Below are 14890 nucleotides of genomic sequence, written 5' to 3'. Positions count from 1 at the left end.
AATCTTTCAGTGGGTTGAATGTCATTTCAGGATTTATCCTTCAGTGCCTCGCCCTGGGGAAATAGCGCGCGGCTCACGAAGCGCGCGGTATCCCGCAGGCTGGTGCCGATCCGTTCCAGGTCGTCGGGCTGGTGCTGGGCGCTGATGCCGATCGCGGAGATGGCGAAGCGCGGTTGTCCGTCGCGGTCGGTGATGGCGCTGGCGACCATGCTCACGCCGCGGTAGAGGTGTTCCTGGTCGATAGCCCAGCCGCGCTCGACGGCCTCGGTCGCTTCGGCCTGGTAGCGCTCGAAGCTCGGCGGATTTTCCCAGCGCACGCGGGTCAGTCGGCGGCGCAGTTCGTCCTCCGGCAGTTCGCGCAGGCCGGCAATGCAACGCCCGGCGGCGCCGACCAGTTCCGGCAGGCGCGTGCCGACGGCGACGTTGACGTGGGCGACGGGCGGTGCGGCAAGGGCGATGACGCGGATGTGCGCATCGTCGGTGACTTGCCACAGGGCGATGAGGATGTGGTGGGCAAGGCTCAGTCGCTCCAGCTCTGGCTGGATCAGGTCGGCATAGCTGCGTCCGACGAATCCTACGGCAAGTTCCGACAGGCCAAGGCCCAGTTGGTAGGTCTTGCCCGCATCGTCGAAGGATGTCAGTCGTTCGTTGCTCAGGGTGCGCAGGATATTGAAGGCGCTGCTCGGGCTGATACCGGTGGCGCGAGCGATGGCGGCCACGCCTTGCGGTCCGTCGGCGTGGGCCAGGTGGCGAAGTATCTGAATGGCGTTCACTACCGCGCCGACATCTTTGCTGCTGGTGCCTTTGGTTGTGGCGTCCTTGGTCATTTTTCCTCTTTTCATTCAGTATTGTGATTGACATTCACGATAGTGAATATATTCTGGCCTTCCGGAACGTACAACCGGGGGCGGAAGCAGTATCCGGTTCGGCGTCCAGCGCGATGCACTTTGCAGCAAAGGTCGACAAGAACAAAGGAGAAACCTCGTGGCAGATCTTCCCGATGGCAGTACTCCGGGACCTGAGGCGCAGTACCTTGCGTTTCTCGCCCAGGGCCGTTTCATGTTGCAGCGCAGCCGTTCCAGCGGTCGCCATGTGTTCTACCCGCGCCAGTTGGTGCCGGGTAGCGGCGAGACTGATCTCGAGTGGGTTCCCGCCAGCGGCCTGGGTACGCTCTACGCGATCACTGTCAATCGCTCCCGCGGCGGCAATCACAATGTCGCGCTGGTCGACCTGGACGAGGGCGTGCGCATGATGTCGCGGATCGACGGGCACCAGAGCCTGCCGATCGGCACCCGTGTGCAGGCGCGCATCGTCGAGCAGGATGGTGCCAATGTCGTGGTGTTCGTTCCCCACCAGGAGGGACGACCATGAGCGCAGCCATCCGTGGCAAGACCGCCATCGTCGGCATCGGTAGCGCCGGCGTCGGCGAGGCGCCGGGCTACAGCGCCATCGAACTGCTCGGCCAGGCGTCGCTCAAGGCCATTGCCGATGCCGGCCTGAAGCTTTCCGACATCGACGCGATCTTCGCCGCCACCAGCTCCCATGCCTTTCCCACCTTGTCGGTCGCCGAATACCTCGGCATCCGCCCGAAATTCGTGGATGGCACCAATATCGGCGGCTCCAGTTTCGAGCTGCACCTGCTGCAGGCCACTTTGGCACTGGAGGCCGGTCTCTGCGACGCTGCGCTGATCTGCTACGGCTCCAACCAGCGAACCGCCGGCGGCCGCCTGGTATCGATGAGCGAGCCACAATGGCACGAGACGCCCTACAAGCCGCGCCACCCGATCACCGCCTATGCCCTGGCGGCCAGCCGGCACATGCACCAGTACGGCACCACACGCGAGCAGCTCGCCGAGGTGGCGGTCTCTGCCCGGCAATGGGCCAACCTGAATCCCGAGGCGTTCGCCCGCGGGCCGTTGAGCGTCGATGACGTCCTTGCCGCGCGGATGGTCAGCGACCCGCTGAGTGCCGCCGACTGCTGCCTGGTCACCGACGGCGGTGGCGCCTGCGTGGTAGTGCGCGCCGAGCGCGCCCGCGACTTGCCCAATGCGCCGGTGTACTTCCTTGGCGCGGCCGGAGCGCAGTGGCATCGCTCGATCGTGTCGATGCCCGACCTCACCGTGACGGCGGCCTCGGAAAGCGCTCCGCGAGCCATGCAGATGGCCGGTGTGCGGCACGCCGACATCGACCTGGTGATGCTCTACGACGCCTTTACCATCAACACCCTGCTGTTCCTCGAGGACCTGGGATTCTGCGCCAAGGGCGAGGGCGGCCCATTCGTCCAGGGCGGACGCATCGCGCCCGGCGGCGAGTTGGCGGTGAACACCAACGGTGGCGGGCTGTCCTGCGTGCATCCGGGGATGTACGGGATGTTCCTGATCATCGAGGCGGTGACCCAGCTCCGCCGCCAGGCCGGCGAGCGGCAGTTGGCCAAGGCCGACGTGGCGTTGCTGCACGGCAACGGCGGCACGCTGTCCAGCCAGGTAACCGCGTTGCTCGGTACCGGCGACACGCTCTAGACCCCTGGCCGACAGGCCTTCCGGGCGCTGCCGTGGCGGCGTCCCGCGGGCCCGCTCGCCCGCGAGAAGGTTGTCGTGCCGGCCACAGACAAACGGATCAGGTGAACCCATGTCAGCGAACCACTCGCAACAGCTCATCGACGCTCCCCGTTTCGCCAGTCTTACTCCATTGATCGAACCACGCTCGGTCGCGGTGATCGGCGCTTCCAGCGACCCGACCCGCATCGGTGGCCGACCCATCGCCTACATGCTGCGCCATGGCTATGCCGGGCAAATCCTCCCGGTCAATCCGAACCGTGCTGAAATCCAGGGGCTACCGGCCTTCGCCAGCGTCGCGGAGCTGCCGCAGGCACCGGACGCGGCCATTGTCGCGGTGCCTGCGCCTCAGGTGCTGGAGACCGTCCGGGCACTGGGCCGCCAGGGGGCGCGCAGTGCCATCGTGTTCTCTTCCGGATTCAGCGAGGTCGGCGAGGCCGGCGCGGCGATGCAGGATGCGGTGGTAGCCGCTGCCCGCGAGTACGGTATGCGTCTGCTCGGTCCGAATGCGCTGGGCGCGTTCAACAGTAACCTCGGTTACTACGCGTTCTTCTCCACCAGCCTGGAACGTGGCGTACCGCTGCCCGGCCGGGTAGGCATCGCCACCCAGTCCGGCGCCTACGGCGCGCACCTGCTCGGCATGGCGCGCCAGCGCCGCCTGGGAACCCCTATCTGCGTGGCCACCGGTAACGAGGCCGACGTCACCCTGGGCGACAGCATCGGCTGGCTGGTGGAGTCGCCGGAGATCGACGTGGTGATGGCCTACGCCGAATCCATCCGCAACGTCGACAGCTTCCTCGCCGCCCTGGAGGCCGCGCATCGCGCCGGCAAGCCGGTGATCCTGCACAAGGTCGGGCGCAGCGCCCTGGGTAGCCGCGCGGCGCTGTCCCACACCGCTTCGCTGGCCGGCGACGACAAGGTGCTGGACGCCGTGCTGGGCGACTATGCGGTGATCCGCGCCAGGACCACCGAGGAACTGATGGACATCGCCTACCTCGCCACCCGGCGTATCTATCCGGTGGGCAACAGCCTCGGCATGATCACCGTCAGCGGCGGCGCCGGGATCATCGTCAGCGATGTCGCCGAGGAAGTCGGCCTGCCGATGCCGCCGATGCCGGACATGGCCCAGGAGCGGCTGAAGGCACGGCTGTCCTTCGCTTCGCCGATCAACCCGGTGGACTGCACCGCGCAGGCCCTGAACGACCTGACGCTGGTGCGCGACTTTACCGAGTCGATGGTGGTCGACGGTGGCTACCGTTCGCTGCTCGCCTTCTTCACCCAGGCCGGCACCGCCGCCTCCATCGGCGCGCGTCTGGCCGAGCAGTTCCGGCGGATCAAGGAGGCTCATCCCGAGCGTCTGTTCGTGGTCTCGGTGATGGGCGAGGGGGAGGAGCTGGCACCCTACGAGGAGGCCGGCTTCGCACTGTTCGAAGACCCCACCCGGGCGGTAGTGGCGATCCAGGCCATGGGGCGGCTCGGCGAAGCCTTCGCCCGGCCGTTGCGCCTGCGCCGGCCTGCCGGCGGGCTACAGTTGCCCGCCTCCACGCCCGGCGAAGCCGAGGCCAAGCGCCTGCTGGCGCGCGCCGGTATCGAGTCCGCCGCCGAGGCGGTGCTGGGCAGTGCCGAAGAGGCGGTTGCCTTCGCCGAGGGCATCGGATACCCGGTGGTGCTGAAGCTCGCCTCGGCGGACATCCAGCACAAGTCGGAAATCGGCGGCGTGCTGCTTGGCGTAAGCGATGCGGACGCGGTACGCGCCGGTTTCCAACTGCTCCTGCGCCGGGCCGCCGAGAAGGCGCCGCAGGCGCGTCTCGATGGCGTCCTGGTGGCGCGCCAACTGCAGGGCGGGGTGGAGTGCTTCATGGGGATCCAGCGCGATCCGCTGTTCGGCCCGGTGGCGTTGTTCGGCCTGGGCGGGATCTTCGTCGAAGTGCTGCAGGACGTGGTGTTCCGCCGCTGCCCGTTCGAGGTCGACGAAGCCGAGGCGATGATCCGTAGCATCAGAGGCGCGCCGCTCCTGTTCGGCGCGCGTGGCCGGCCGCGGGCCGACGTCGCGGCGCTGGCACGGCTGCTGTCGAATCTCTCGCGGTTCGCCTGGGAGGCGGGAGAGCGCTTGCGCTCGGTGGACCTCAACCCGGTCATCGCCTTGCCGGAGGGCCAGGGCGCCTGGGCGGTGGATGCGGTGTTGGAAGTCGAGGAGGTGGCCGATGGCGCTCGATCCTGAGGTGCTCCTGAACTACCCGATCCCCGAAGTACGCCAGCGCTACAGCCGGCGCGACAGCGCCTTCTACGCATTGAGCCTCGGTCTGGGCGGCGACCCGCTGGACGAGCGCCAACTGGCCTACGTCGATCCGTGCCGCGATCTCCAGGCATTGCCGTGCATGGCCCTGGTGCTCGGTCATCCGGGCTTCTGGCTGGGCAATCCGGCGACTGGCGTGGACGCGCTGCGCCTGGTTCACGGCGAGCAGCGCCTGGAGTGGCGGCGGCCGTTGCCGGCGGAAGGCGAGGTGATCGGCCGGACCCGGGTCACCGGTCTGGTAGACAAGGGCGCCGACAAGGGCGCGCTGCTCTACAGCGAGAAGGTGCTCAGCGACGCGCTCAGCGGCGAGGTGCTGGCTGTCGCCCGCAGCACCACCTTCCTTCGCGGCGACGGCGGCTTCGGTGGTTCCCGGCAGGTGCCGGAAACGCCGCATCGCTTGCCTGAACGGACACCCGACCTGCGACTCGACCTGCCGACCCGTCCGGAGCAGGCCCTGTACTACCGCCTCAACGGCGACGACAACCCGCTCCACGCGGAGCCCGCGGCAGCGCTGCGGGCCGGCTTCCCGCGGCCGATCCTGCATGGCCTGTGCACCCTCGGCGTGGCATTCCACGCGGTGTTGCGCGGGCTCGCCGACTACCGCGCGGGGCAACTGGGACATCTGCAGGTGCGTTTCTCGGCTCCGGTGTTTCCCGGCGAGACCTTGCGTACCGAGATGTGGAGCGACGGCTCGTTCCGCACTCGCGTCGTCGAGCGCGATGTGGTGGTGCTGGACAACGGCCGGGTAGGTCCGCCGCCAGAGCGGCCGGACTGAAGCGAAGGGCGGCGGCGCGAGGGAACGACTGTCGGGCTGCCGTGAAGATCAACCGAAATCCTGCTTGCGAGAACAAGAATAATGAATGCAACCGCGCTTTCCCCGAACCCGGCGCCGGCCATTTCCCGGCGCACCATGCTGATCGCCTTCGTCTTCTGCTTCCTCGGCCTGCTCGCCGACGGCGTCGACCTGATGTTCCTGGCCTACAGCCTCAACAGCCTGAAGGCCGAATTCGGCCTGAGCAACTTCGAAGCCGGCTCCCTCGGCAGCCTGACTCTCGCCGGCATGGCCGTCGGCGGCATCTATGGCGGCTGGTGCTGCGACCGCTTCGGCCGGGTGCGAGTGGTGACCTGGACCATCGTGCTGTTCTCCATCGGTACCGCGTTGCTGGGGCTGACCCAGAACTACTGGCAGTTCGCGCTGATCCGCTTCGTCGCCTCGCTCGGCCTCGGCTCGCTGTTCGTCGCCTGCAACATCCTGATGTCCGAGTGCGTCGGAACCAGGTACCGCACCACCATCCTCGCCGCCATGCAGGCCGGCTGGACCGTGGGCTACCTCGTGGCGACCCTGCTGGCGGGGCAGATCATCCCCGAGTTCGGCTGGCGCGCCTTGTTCTTCACCGCCGTGGCGCCGGCGCTGGTCTGCCTGGCCCTGCGGCCCTGGGTGCCGGAGTCGCCGTCCTGGCTCGCGGCCCAGGCCGGGCGCCAGCGTCCCGGCGCGGCTCCGCAGAGCCACGCCGAGGCTGGCGGCGCCGGCCCGCTGGGACGGATGCTGGGCGATCCGGAAACGCGCGGCATGTTCCTGCTCTGGAGCCTCACCTCCTGCTTCCTGCTGTTCGGCTACTACGGCACCAACAACTGGATGCCGTCCTACCTGGAGAGCGAGTTGGGGATGAACTTCAAGTCGATGACCGGCTACATGGTCGGCACCTACAGCGCGATGATCCTCGGCAAGGTCGCCGCCGGCGTCTGCGCCGATCTCTTCGGCCGGCGCCTGACCTTCGCCGCCGGGGCCATCGGCAGCGCCGCCTTCATGCCGTTGATCGTGTTCTACCACTCGCCCTCCAACATCCTCTGGATCCTCATCACCTTCGGCTTCATCTACGGCGTTCCGGTCGGGGTGCTGGCCACCTACATGACCGAGAGCTTCTCCACCCGCGTCCGCGGCTCGGCGGTGGGCACCGCCTACAACCTGGGTCGTATCGGCGCGGCGGTGGCGCCCGCCGGCATCGGCCTGCTGGCCACCCACGTGTCGATCGGCGCGGGTTTCCTGGTGATGGGCATCACCTACGTGCTCACCGGGCTGATCCCGGCGCTGTTCATTGCGGACCGGCTCTACGACCCGAACCGCGAGTCCCGCGATGCCGAGAGCGCTTCCCGACGGCAAGCGCCGGGCAGTGCCGGGGATACCGCCGAGCGGAGCGCGGCCAAGGCCTGATCCTGCGGCAGGAGTGCACATCCATGAGTTCTTTTCCACGACAGCCAGCGGCGGAGCAGCGGCCCGCCAGCTTCCAGGAGTTCATCGGCCTCGAGCGCTGGACCGATGCCGACGGGGTGGCGCGGGTGCGCCTGGGGCATCGCCCGGAACTGATGAACTACCTGCAACAGTTCCATGGCGGGGTGTTGATGTCGGTGCTGGACGCCGCCATGGCCCAGGCGATCCGTGCCTGCCTGCCGGACTGCTCGATGGTGACCATCGACATGGCTACCCACTTCATGGGTAGCGCCCGCGGCGAGCTTCGTGCGGTTGGCAGGGTGGTGCGGCGGACCCGCACGATCTGCTTCTGCACGGCGGAAATCTGCAACGAGGGCGGCGAGGTCATCGCCATGGCCTCGGGCAGCTTCAGGTACCGCGCGGCTAAGCCGTAGCGGAGTTCCGGCGGCGCGGCAGCGGAGCCATCCGTCGCGCGTCCGGACCACGGCCTGCGCGGTCGCTCCGCGCGGACAAGCCGGCGCCGCCCGTGCAGATGACGGACGGGCGGTCGGCGTATCGACAGGAGGGCGAACAGATGAGTGAGCAAGACGAGTGGGCCGGCGAGCGCGAGCAGCGTCTGCGGATGATCCGCGACAGCGCGGCTTCGCTGGTGCCGCGCGACGGCGACCTGAGCCGCGTGCGCCGCGGTCGTTTCACCGGTAGCGGGGTGGACCGCCAGGCCTGGCGCGAGGTCTGCGCCATGGGCTGGCCGGCGCTGCGCCTGGATGAAGCGTTGGGCGGCAGCGGCCTGGGCATGAGCGAATACGCGGCGTTGCTGGAGGCGCTGGGGCGCGGCCTGCTGCCCGAGCCGCTGATCGAGGCCGGGCTGGTGGCGCCGCTGCTGCCGGAAGACGAGCGCGTTGCGTTGCTGGCCGCTGAGCGGCTGGTCCTGCCGGCGGGCATCGCCTACCGCGATGGGCGGCGGCGCCCTCGTATGCAGCAAGGGCGGCTGCACGGCGAAGTCGCTCACGTACATCTGGCTGGCGCCGCCGATGCCTGGCTGGTGGCCTGCGAGCAGGGCCTGGCGCTGGTCGAGCGCGATGCCGATGGCGTGGAACTGCTCTGCGAGGCGACCCAGGATGGCGCTCACCTGGCGCGCCTGCGTTTCCGCGATGCGCCGGCACGGTGGTTGTCCGGCGAGGTAACGGAACAGGTTCTGGACGAGGCAGCGCTGGCCTGCGCGGCCTATCTGGTCGGACTGATGGATGGCGCCTTCGAGCGAACCCTGGAGTACCTCAAGGTACGTCGCCAGTTCGGCCGCGAGATCGGTAGTTTCCAGGCGCTGCAGCACCGCATGGTCGACCTGAGGATCCAGATCGAACTGTCGCGCGCCATGGTCGAGCAGGCCGCCGCCGCGATCGATGCCGGGGCGTCGGAAAGCGAGCGCCAGCGGCAGGTTTCCAGCGCACGGGTACGGGCCTCGGAAGCGGCTCTGCTGGTGACCCGCCAGGCCATCCAGTTGCACGGCGGCATCGGCTACACCGACGAGGCGGACATCGGCCTGTTCCTGCGCCGCGCCATGGTACTGCTCAATGCCCACGGCTCGCTGGCGTTCCACAAGGCGCGCTACGCCGCGCTGCTACAGCGGGAGGTGGCCTGATGAGCGGTTTGTTGCAGGAAACGCGCGGCACGGTGCGCCTGTTGCGCTTCGACAACCCGGCCCGGCGCAACGCACTGTCGCCGGCGCTGCGCATGGAATTGCTGCGGGCCCTGGAGGCGGCCGAATGCGACCCATCGATCCGCAGCGTGCTGCTGACCGGTGGCGAAGAGGTGTTCTGCGCCGGCGGCGACCTGGGCGACATGCGGGTGACCGAGTTGGCCGCCGGCAGGGCGCGAATGCAGGACAACGCGCGGCTGGTGCGGCAGATGGTGCGCATGGGCAAGCCGCTGATCGCCGCGGTCGAGGGCTGGGCGGTGGGGGCCGGGCTGTCCGTGGCGCTGGCCTGCGACAGCATCGTTTGCGGCGCCGGCGCCCGCTTCGCCGCCGGCTTCGGCAAGGTCGGGCTGCTCGCCGACCTCGGCCAGTTGCATACCTTGCCGGCGCGCATCGGTTGGGGGCGGGCACGGCAGATCCTGATGTTCGGCCAGGTGGTAGAGGCCGAGGAGGCACTGCGCATCGGCCTGGCGGACCGCCTCTGCGCCGCTGGCGGCGCCTTGGCGATGGCGCTGGAGCTGGCCGGGCGGGTGGAGCAGCAGGCGCCGTTGCCCCTGGCGATGACCAAGGCGTTGCTCGCCGAGGGCCTTGACCTATTGCTGGAGCGGGAGGGCGAGTTGCAGAGCCAGTTGTTTCTCAGCGCCGACCACGCCGAGGGCAAGGCGGCCTTTCTCGCCAAGCGTCCCCCCGTATTCAGAGGAAACTGAGATGAGCGACTACGACAGTCTCGATGACAACGCCTTTCGCCTGATGGTCCGTGAGTGGATCGCCGCCAACTATCCGCAGCGCATCCGCAATCCGCCCCGTCGCCTGGGGCGCGAGGAAACCCGCGAGTGGTACCTGCTGTTGTCGCGCCAGGGCTGGCTGTGTCCCGGCTGGCCCAGGGAGTACGGCGGCATGGGGCTGAGCGCCGGCAAGCAACTGATCATGATGGAGGAAATGGAGGAGTACGGCTGCGCGCGCCTGCCCGACAGCGGCGTGACCATGCTCGGCCCATTGTTGATCCGCTATGGCGACGAGGCGCAACGGGCGCGCTTCCTGCCGCGCATTCTCAGCGGCGAAGACATCTGGTGCCAGGGCTACAGCGAGCCCAACGCCGGCTCCGACCTGGCCAGCCTGCGCACCGAGGCGCGCCTGGAAAACGGCGAGTGGGTGATCAACGGACAGAAGACCTGGACCACCATGGGCTCGGAGGCCAACTGGATCTTCCTGCTGGTCCGCACCGAGCGCAGCGCCAAGGCGCAGCACGGCATCAGCTTCCTGCTGGTGCCGATGGACAGCCCGGGCATCGAGGTGCGGCCGATCCTCAACCTGGAGCTGCACGGCGAGTTCTGCGAAGTGTTTTTCAACGACGTGCGGGTGCCCTACGACAGCCTGGTCGGCGGAATCAACCAGGGTTGGAGCATGGCCAAGGCGCTGCTCGGTTTCGAGCGGATCTTCCTCGGTTCGCCCAAGCAGTCCACCTTCGCTCTCCAGCGCCTGGAGCGCCTGGCCCGGCACCTGGGACTGTGGCACGACCCTCTGTTCGTGCGCCGCTTCGCCGCGCTGAGCATGGACCTGGACAGCCACAAGGCGCTCTACGAGCGTTTCGCCGAACGCCTGCGGCGTGGGGAGAGCCTCGGCCCGGAGGTATCCATGCTGAAGATCTTCCAGTCCGAACTGTTCCAGCGCATCAGCGAGCTGGGCCTGGAGGTCGCCGGGGAGGATTCGGCCCTGCTGCAGCCCTTCGCCGAAGACCCCGAGTTGCATCCGGCGGGGATCTTCATCCAGTCGCGGCCGACCACCATCTACGGCGGCAGCAACGAAATCCAGCGCAACATCCTGGCCAAGAGCGTCCTCGGCCTGCCGGGCTGAGCGCAACCGAACGACATCCACGGGACGAAGAGGATTACCCATGAGCAGCAGACTCAATGAAGGCAAGGTCGCGATCGTTACCGGCGCGGGCGGCGGCATCGGCCGCGAGATCGCCCTGGCCCTGGCCGATTCCGGGGCACGGGTGGTGATCAACGATATCGGCGTATCGCTACAGGGCGAGGGCGGGTCGGCCTCGCCGGCCGAAGAGACCCTTGGCCTGATCCGCCAGCGAGGCGGCGAAGGTCTGATCAACACCGACAGCGTCGCCGACTGGGACAGCGCGCGGCGTATCGTCGAATGCGCCATGGACGGTTTCGGGCGTCTGGATATCGTGGTGAACAACGCTGGCATCCTGCGCGATGCGATCTTCCACAAGATGAGCGCCGACGACTGGCTGTCGGTGATCAATGTCCATCTCAACGGCAGCTTCTTCGTCAGCCGGGCCGCCGCCGAACGCTTCCGTACCCAGCAGGCCGGCGCCTTCGTACACATGACCAGCACTTCCGGGCTGATCGGCAACTTCGGCCAGGCCAATTATTCCGCGGCCAAGCTGGGCATCGTCGCCTTGAGCAAATCCATCGCCCTCGACATGCAGCGCTACAACGTGCGTTCGAATTGCATCGCGCCGTTCGCCTGGAGCCGGATGACCGACTCGATCCCGGCCGCAACCCCGGAGCAGAAGGCCCGCGTCGACAAGCTGCAGCGCATGACCCCCGAGAAGAACGCGCCGCTGGCCGTCTACCTGGCGTCCGACGCCGCCCGCGAGGTCACCGGCCAGGTGTTCGCCGCGCGTCACCACGAACTCTTCCTGATGAGCCAGAGCCGGCCGCTGCGCAGTGTGCATAGCGAGCACGGCTGGACCCCGCAGAGCATCGCCGAGCACGGCATGCCGGCGTTGCGCGGCAGCTTCATGGACCTGGCGCGCAGCCCGGACGTGTTCTCCTGGGACCCGATCTGACCGAGGAGGCAATCCATGGGCGTGTTCAGGACCCGTTTCACCGAGACCTTCGGCGTCGAACACCCGATCATGCAGGGCGGCATGCAGTGGGTCGGCCGTGCCGAGATGGCTGCGGCGGTGGCCAACGCCGGTGGCCTGGCGACGCTGTCGGCGTTGACCCAGCCGAGCCCGGAGGCACTGGCTGCGGAGATTGCCCGCTGCCGCGAGCTGACCGATCGGCCGTTCGGGGTCAACCTGACCTTGCTGCCGACGCAGAAGCCGGTGCCCTATGCCGAATATCGCGCAGCCATCATCGAGACGGGAATCCGCGTCGTCGAAACCGCCGGCAACGACCCCGGCGAGCACATCGCCGAATTCCGTCGACACGGCGTCAAGGTGATCCACAAGTGCACCGCCGTGCGCCATGCGCTCAAGGCCGAGCGACTGGGCGTGGACGCCGTCTCCATCGACGGCTTCGAGTGTGCCGGCCACCCGGGCGAGGACGACATCCCCGGCCTGGTGTTGCTGCCGGCCGCGGCCAACCGGCTACGCGTGCCGATCATCGCCTCCGGCGGTTTCGCCGATGGACGTGGCCTGGTCGCGGCGCTGGCGCTGGGCGCCGACGCGATCAACATGGGCACGCGCTTCCTGGCCACTCGCGAATGTCCGATACACCCTGCGGTGAAGGCGGCGATCCGTGCGGCCGACGAGCGTTCCACCGACCTGATCATGCGTTCCCTGCGCAATACCGCGCGGGTGGCGCGCAACGCGATCAGCCAGGAAGTACTGGCGATCGAGGCACGCGGCGGCGCCGGCTACGCCGATATCGCCGCGCTGGTCAGCGGCCAGCGCGGTCGCCAGGTGTACCAGCAGGGCGATACCGACCTGGGGATCTGGTCGGCCGGCATGGTCCAGGGCCTGATCGACGACGAACCGGCCTGCGCCGAGTTGCTCAGGGACATCGTCGAGCAGGCGCGCCAACTGGTGCGTCAACGCCTGGAGGGCATGCTCGCCGGGGTCTGATCCGCTCCGCCACGGCGGTCGCGGCAGGGAGTGGCCGCGGCGCCGTGTCTATCCACTGACGACGAAGAGACAACAACAATGAAAATTCTTCCCGTTCCGATGCTGGCCGCGGGGCTGGCGTTGCTGCCGTCGTTCGCCCAGGCGGAGTTTTTCGCCGACGGCAAGGCCGGCCTCGAACTGCGCAATTTCTATTTCAATCGCGACTATCGCCAGCCCGGCGCCAGCCAGTCCTATTCGGAGGAGTGGGCGCAGGGTTTCCTGTTGCGCTACGAGTCCGGCTACACCGAGGGGCTCTTCGGCCTGGGCATCGATGCGCTGGGCCTGCTGGGCGTCAGGCTGGACTCCTCGCCAGAGCGATCCGGTAGTGGTCTGTTGCCGTATTCGACGAGCGACCGGCGCGCCGCCCACGACTATTCCAGCCTGGGCCTGACCGCCAAGCTACGGGTCTCGCACAGTACGCTGAAGATCGGCAGCCTGATGCCCAGGCTGCCGGTGGTGCAGTTCAACGACACGCGCCTGCACCCGCAAACCTTCCAGGGTGGACTGCTGGAAGTGAACGAGATCGACGGGCTGGCGCTGCAGTTTGGCCAGTTGCGCCAGGTCAAGCAGCGCGACTCGACCAACGCCGAAGACCTCGGCATCACCCGCGGCAACAAGCGCAACGTACTGGCGGGCCGGCACCCCGGCAGCGACCGCTTCGACTTCGCCGGCGGTACCTACCGCTGGAGCGAGCGCCTGAGCAGCAGCTACCACTACGCCAACCTGGAGGATTTCTACCGCCAGCATTATCTCGGCGTGCAGCACCTCTTGCCGCTCACCGATGACCAGTCGCTGAAGTCCGACATCCGCTGGGCGCGTTCCACCGACGAGGGCGGCAGCCGCGTCGACAATCGCGCGCTGAATGCGCTGTTCACCTATCGCCTGGGTGGCCACGCCTTCGGCCTCGGCTACCAGCGCATGTCCGGCGACAGCGGCTTCGCCTACCTGGCCGGGACCGATCCGTATCTGGTCAACTTCGTGCAGATCGGCGATTTCGCCAACAAGGACGAGCGCTCCTGGCAGTTGCGCTACGACTACGACTTCGCCGCCATCGGCCTGCCCGGCCTGACATTCATGAGCCGCTACCTGCGTGGCGAACACATCGACCTTCTGGACGGCGGTGGGCGCGGCAAGGAATGGGAGCGGGACACCGATATCGCCTACCTGGTGCAATCGGGGCCGCTGAAGAACCTGGGGATCAAGTTGCGCAACGGCACCTTCCGCAGCGATTTCGGCAACGACATCGACGAGACCCGGCTGATCGTCAGCTACGCGTTGCCGCTGTGGTGAAGCGGACTTGAGTTTCCCGATGTTTCCGCGCCATTGACCCTGTAGTGGCTACAGCCTTTTCACTGGAAGCCGTCAGATCCAGACGAGAGGGTTGTGCCATGGGGTTCTTCGAACGGTTGTTGATGGGTGGGCGTCATCATGGACAGGGCGGTGGTCATCACGGCGGCGGTCATCACCGCGGTCAGGGCGGCTATCCGCCGGCGCCAGTCGCGGCGGGAATGGCCTGTCGCGCCTGCCGCACCGCGAATGCGGCGACGGCACGATTCTGCCAGGGCTGCGGCGGCGCCCTGGCGCCGCTGCGCTGTATCGCCTGCAGCGCCGATCTCGCGGCGGGCGCGAAGTTCTGCGGCGCCTGCGGTGCGCCGCAGCAGTAGCCTCAGTCGACGGCGAGGATTTCCACCGCAAGGGGGGAGTCCTTCGCCCCGGTCTCGTCGCCCGGGTGCCTGCCGATCAGGCTCTGGCCCAGTGGCGAGCGAGGCGTGATGACCAACACCTCGCGACCTTCGCAATCGATCTTCAGCCCGGCCGCCTCGGGGCCGAGGAACACTGTTCGCCGGCTGCCGTCGGCGTTCAGCAGGGTGACCAGCGCGGTGAGCTGGATGCCCTGTTCCTCGTCGAAATCGCGCAGCACCAGGTTGCGGTACAGGCCCAGCGCCTGGCGGATCTCCTCGACCCGGCGCGACTGCCCGGCGGCCAGGTAGGCCGCTTCCAGGCCGAGGGTGTCGTACTTGTTCTCGGCGACGTTCTCTTCGTGGGTTGCCGTCTCATGGGCGGTCTGCGCGGCGCGGACGGCGACTTCCAGGTCCGCGGCGAGCTTTTCCGTGATCAGGCGCAACAGCTTTTTCTTGTCCATGTCGGGTAGGCGGGGGCTGGCCGGCGAAGGCGTGCATGGTACGGGAAACACGGCGGATCGCGACAGCTCGGAGCCAGTATGAAAACTCGGAATGACGTGGCGAATAAAGGTCGTTTGTCGCTACCGGGCAAACCGACTAAA

Annotated in this window: 15 protein-coding genes; 13 read left to right on the top strand and 2 right to left on the bottom strand. The window is 67.9% G+C overall.

Annotation, left to right across the window (positions count from 1 at the left end):
* Window positions 1–26: 26 nt before the first annotated feature.
* Window positions 27–827 (bottom strand): IclR family transcriptional regulator, encoded by an 801-nt coding sequence (locus LJF27_RS09275; RefSeq protein WP_014603652.1) that lies wholly within the window; start codon window positions 825–827, stop codon window positions 27–29.
* 157 nt (window positions 828–984) lie between these two features.
* Between LJF27_RS09275 and LJF27_RS09270 the strand changes: the two genes are divergently transcribed.
* The 13 genes from LJF27_RS09270 to LJF27_RS09210 all read left to right on the top strand — a co-directional run bounded on the left by LJF27_RS09270 (window position 985) and on the right by LJF27_RS09210 (window position 14270).
* A complete protein-coding gene (locus LJF27_RS09270) occupies window positions 985–1371 on the top strand; it encodes a Zn-ribbon domain-containing OB-fold protein (RefSeq protein WP_003086280.1) in 387 nt (128 codons plus the stop codon).
* Window positions 1368–2519: a thiolase gene (locus tag LJF27_RS09265; RefSeq protein WP_003112542.1), complete on the top strand. Its 1152-nt coding sequence runs from the start codon at window positions 1368–1370 to the stop codon at window positions 2517–2519. Before LJF27_RS09270 ends, LJF27_RS09265 begins: the two co-directional genes overlap by 4 nt.
* Window positions 2520–2628: 109 nt before the next feature.
* Complete coding sequence (locus LJF27_RS09260; protein ID WP_003145556.1) at window positions 2629–4776, top strand: acetate--CoA ligase family protein; 2148 nt, start codon at window positions 2629–2631, stop codon at window positions 4774–4776.
* Window positions 4760–5626 (top strand): MaoC/PaaZ C-terminal domain-containing protein, encoded by an 867-nt coding sequence (locus LJF27_RS09255; RefSeq protein ID WP_003112540.1) that lies wholly within the window; start codon window positions 4760–4762, stop codon window positions 5624–5626. Before LJF27_RS09260 ends, LJF27_RS09255 begins: the two co-directional genes overlap by 17 nt.
* Before the next feature lie 81 nt (window positions 5627–5707).
* Window positions 5708–7063 carry an MFS transporter gene (locus LJF27_RS09250; protein ID WP_017002291.1) on the top strand — a complete coding sequence of 452 codons (1356 nt, stop codon included), beginning with the start codon at window positions 5708–5710 and terminating at the stop codon, window positions 7061–7063.
* A 23-nt stretch (window positions 7064–7086) separates the two neighbouring features.
* Window positions 7087–7494 carry a PaaI family thioesterase gene (locus LJF27_RS09245; RefSeq protein WP_023097915.1) on the top strand — a complete coding sequence of 136 codons (408 nt, stop codon included), beginning with the start codon at window positions 7087–7089 and terminating at the stop codon, window positions 7492–7494.
* 140 nt (window positions 7495–7634) lie between these two features.
* Window positions 7635–8699, top strand: a complete 1065-nt coding sequence (locus tag LJF27_RS09240; protein WP_023110296.1) for an acyl-CoA dehydrogenase family protein — start codon at window positions 7635–7637, stop codon at window positions 8697–8699.
* Window positions 8699–9460 (top strand): enoyl-CoA hydratase/isomerase family protein, encoded by a 762-nt coding sequence (locus tag LJF27_RS09235; protein ID WP_003086299.1) that lies wholly within the window; start codon window positions 8699–8701, stop codon window positions 9458–9460. The genes LJF27_RS09240 and LJF27_RS09235 overlap by 1 nt, the downstream gene beginning before the upstream one ends.
* Window position 9461: 1 nt before the next feature.
* Complete coding sequence (locus LJF27_RS09230) at window positions 9462–10607, top strand: acyl-CoA dehydrogenase family protein (RefSeq protein ID WP_003123195.1); 1146 nt, start codon at window positions 9462–9464, stop codon at window positions 10605–10607.
* Window positions 10608–10647: 40 nt separating this feature from the next.
* Window positions 10648–11565 (top strand): SDR family NAD(P)-dependent oxidoreductase, encoded by a 918-nt coding sequence (locus LJF27_RS09225; protein ID WP_003123194.1) that lies wholly within the window; start codon window positions 10648–10650, stop codon window positions 11563–11565.
* A gap of 15 nt (window positions 11566–11580) precedes the next feature.
* A complete protein-coding gene (locus LJF27_RS09220) occupies window positions 11581–12567 on the top strand; it encodes an NADH:ubiquinone reductase (RefSeq protein ID WP_004353331.1) in 987 nt (328 codons plus the stop codon).
* A 78-nt stretch (window positions 12568–12645) separates the two neighbouring features.
* Entirely contained in the window at window positions 12646–13896 is a 1251-nt protein-coding gene (locus LJF27_RS09215; protein WP_003123192.1) for an OprD family porin, read from the top strand.
* Between the two features lie 98 nt (window positions 13897–13994).
* Window positions 13995–14270, top strand: coding sequence for a zinc ribbon domain-containing protein (locus LJF27_RS09210; protein ID WP_010792073.1), 276 nt, complete (start codon window positions 13995–13997; stop codon window positions 14268–14270).
* Window positions 14271–14272: 2 nt separating this feature from the next.
* Here the strand turns inward: LJF27_RS09210 and LJF27_RS09205 are convergent, their stop codons facing one another.
* Entirely contained in the window at window positions 14273–14749 is a 477-nt protein-coding gene (locus tag LJF27_RS09205; protein ID WP_003112531.1) for a GreA/GreB family elongation factor, read from the bottom strand.
* Window positions 14750–14890 lie beyond the last annotated feature (141 nt).

Origin of the sequence: Pseudomonas sp. 203-8 (assembly GCF_020708595.1) — a bacterium.
In the GTDB taxonomy this organism is placed as follows: Bacteria; Pseudomonadota; Gammaproteobacteria; order Pseudomonadales; family Pseudomonadaceae; genus Pseudomonas; species Pseudomonas aeruginosa.
Note: the sequence above shows the minus strand (reverse complement) of the source record. Positions and strands in the feature narration are given on the sequence as shown.

Coding starts and splice junctions, on each gene's coding strand:
- LJF27_RS09275 (WP_014603652.1), bottom strand. CDS start 827: ATGACCAAGGACGCCACAACCAAAGGCACCAGCAGCAAAGATGTCGGC.
- LJF27_RS09265 (WP_003112542.1), top strand. CDS start 1,368: ATGAGCGCAGCCATCCGTGGCAAGACCGCCATCGTCGGCATCGGTAGC.
- LJF27_RS09260 (WP_003145556.1), top strand. CDS start 2,629: ATGTCAGCGAACCACTCGCAACAGCTCATCGACGCTCCCCGTTTCGCC.
- LJF27_RS09255 (WP_003112540.1), top strand. CDS start 4,760: ATGGCGCTCGATCCTGAGGTGCTCCTGAACTACCCGATCCCCGAAGTA.
- LJF27_RS09250 (WP_017002291.1), top strand. CDS start 5,708: ATGAATGCAACCGCGCTTTCCCCGAACCCGGCGCCGGCCATTTCCCGG.
- LJF27_RS09245 (WP_023097915.1), top strand. CDS start 7,087: ATGAGTTCTTTTCCACGACAGCCAGCGGCGGAGCAGCGGCCCGCCAGC.
- LJF27_RS09240 (WP_023110296.1), top strand. CDS start 7,635: ATGAGTGAGCAAGACGAGTGGGCCGGCGAGCGCGAGCAGCGTCTGCGG.
- LJF27_RS09235 (WP_003086299.1), top strand. CDS start 8,699: ATGAGCGGTTTGTTGCAGGAAACGCGCGGCACGGTGCGCCTGTTGCGC.
- LJF27_RS09230 (WP_003123195.1), top strand. CDS start 9,462: ATGAGCGACTACGACAGTCTCGATGACAACGCCTTTCGCCTGATGGTC.
- LJF27_RS09225 (WP_003123194.1), top strand. CDS start 10,648: ATGAGCAGCAGACTCAATGAAGGCAAGGTCGCGATCGTTACCGGCGCG.
- LJF27_RS09220 (WP_004353331.1), top strand. CDS start 11,581: ATGGGCGTGTTCAGGACCCGTTTCACCGAGACCTTCGGCGTCGAACAC.
- LJF27_RS09215 (WP_003123192.1), top strand. CDS start 12,646: ATGAAAATTCTTCCCGTTCCGATGCTGGCCGCGGGGCTGGCGTTGCTG.
- LJF27_RS09210 (WP_010792073.1), top strand. CDS start 13,995: ATGGGGTTCTTCGAACGGTTGTTGATGGGTGGGCGTCATCATGGACAG.
- LJF27_RS09205 (WP_003112531.1), bottom strand. CDS start 14,749: ATGGACAAGAAAAAGCTGTTGCGCCTGATCACGGAAAAGCTCGCCGCG.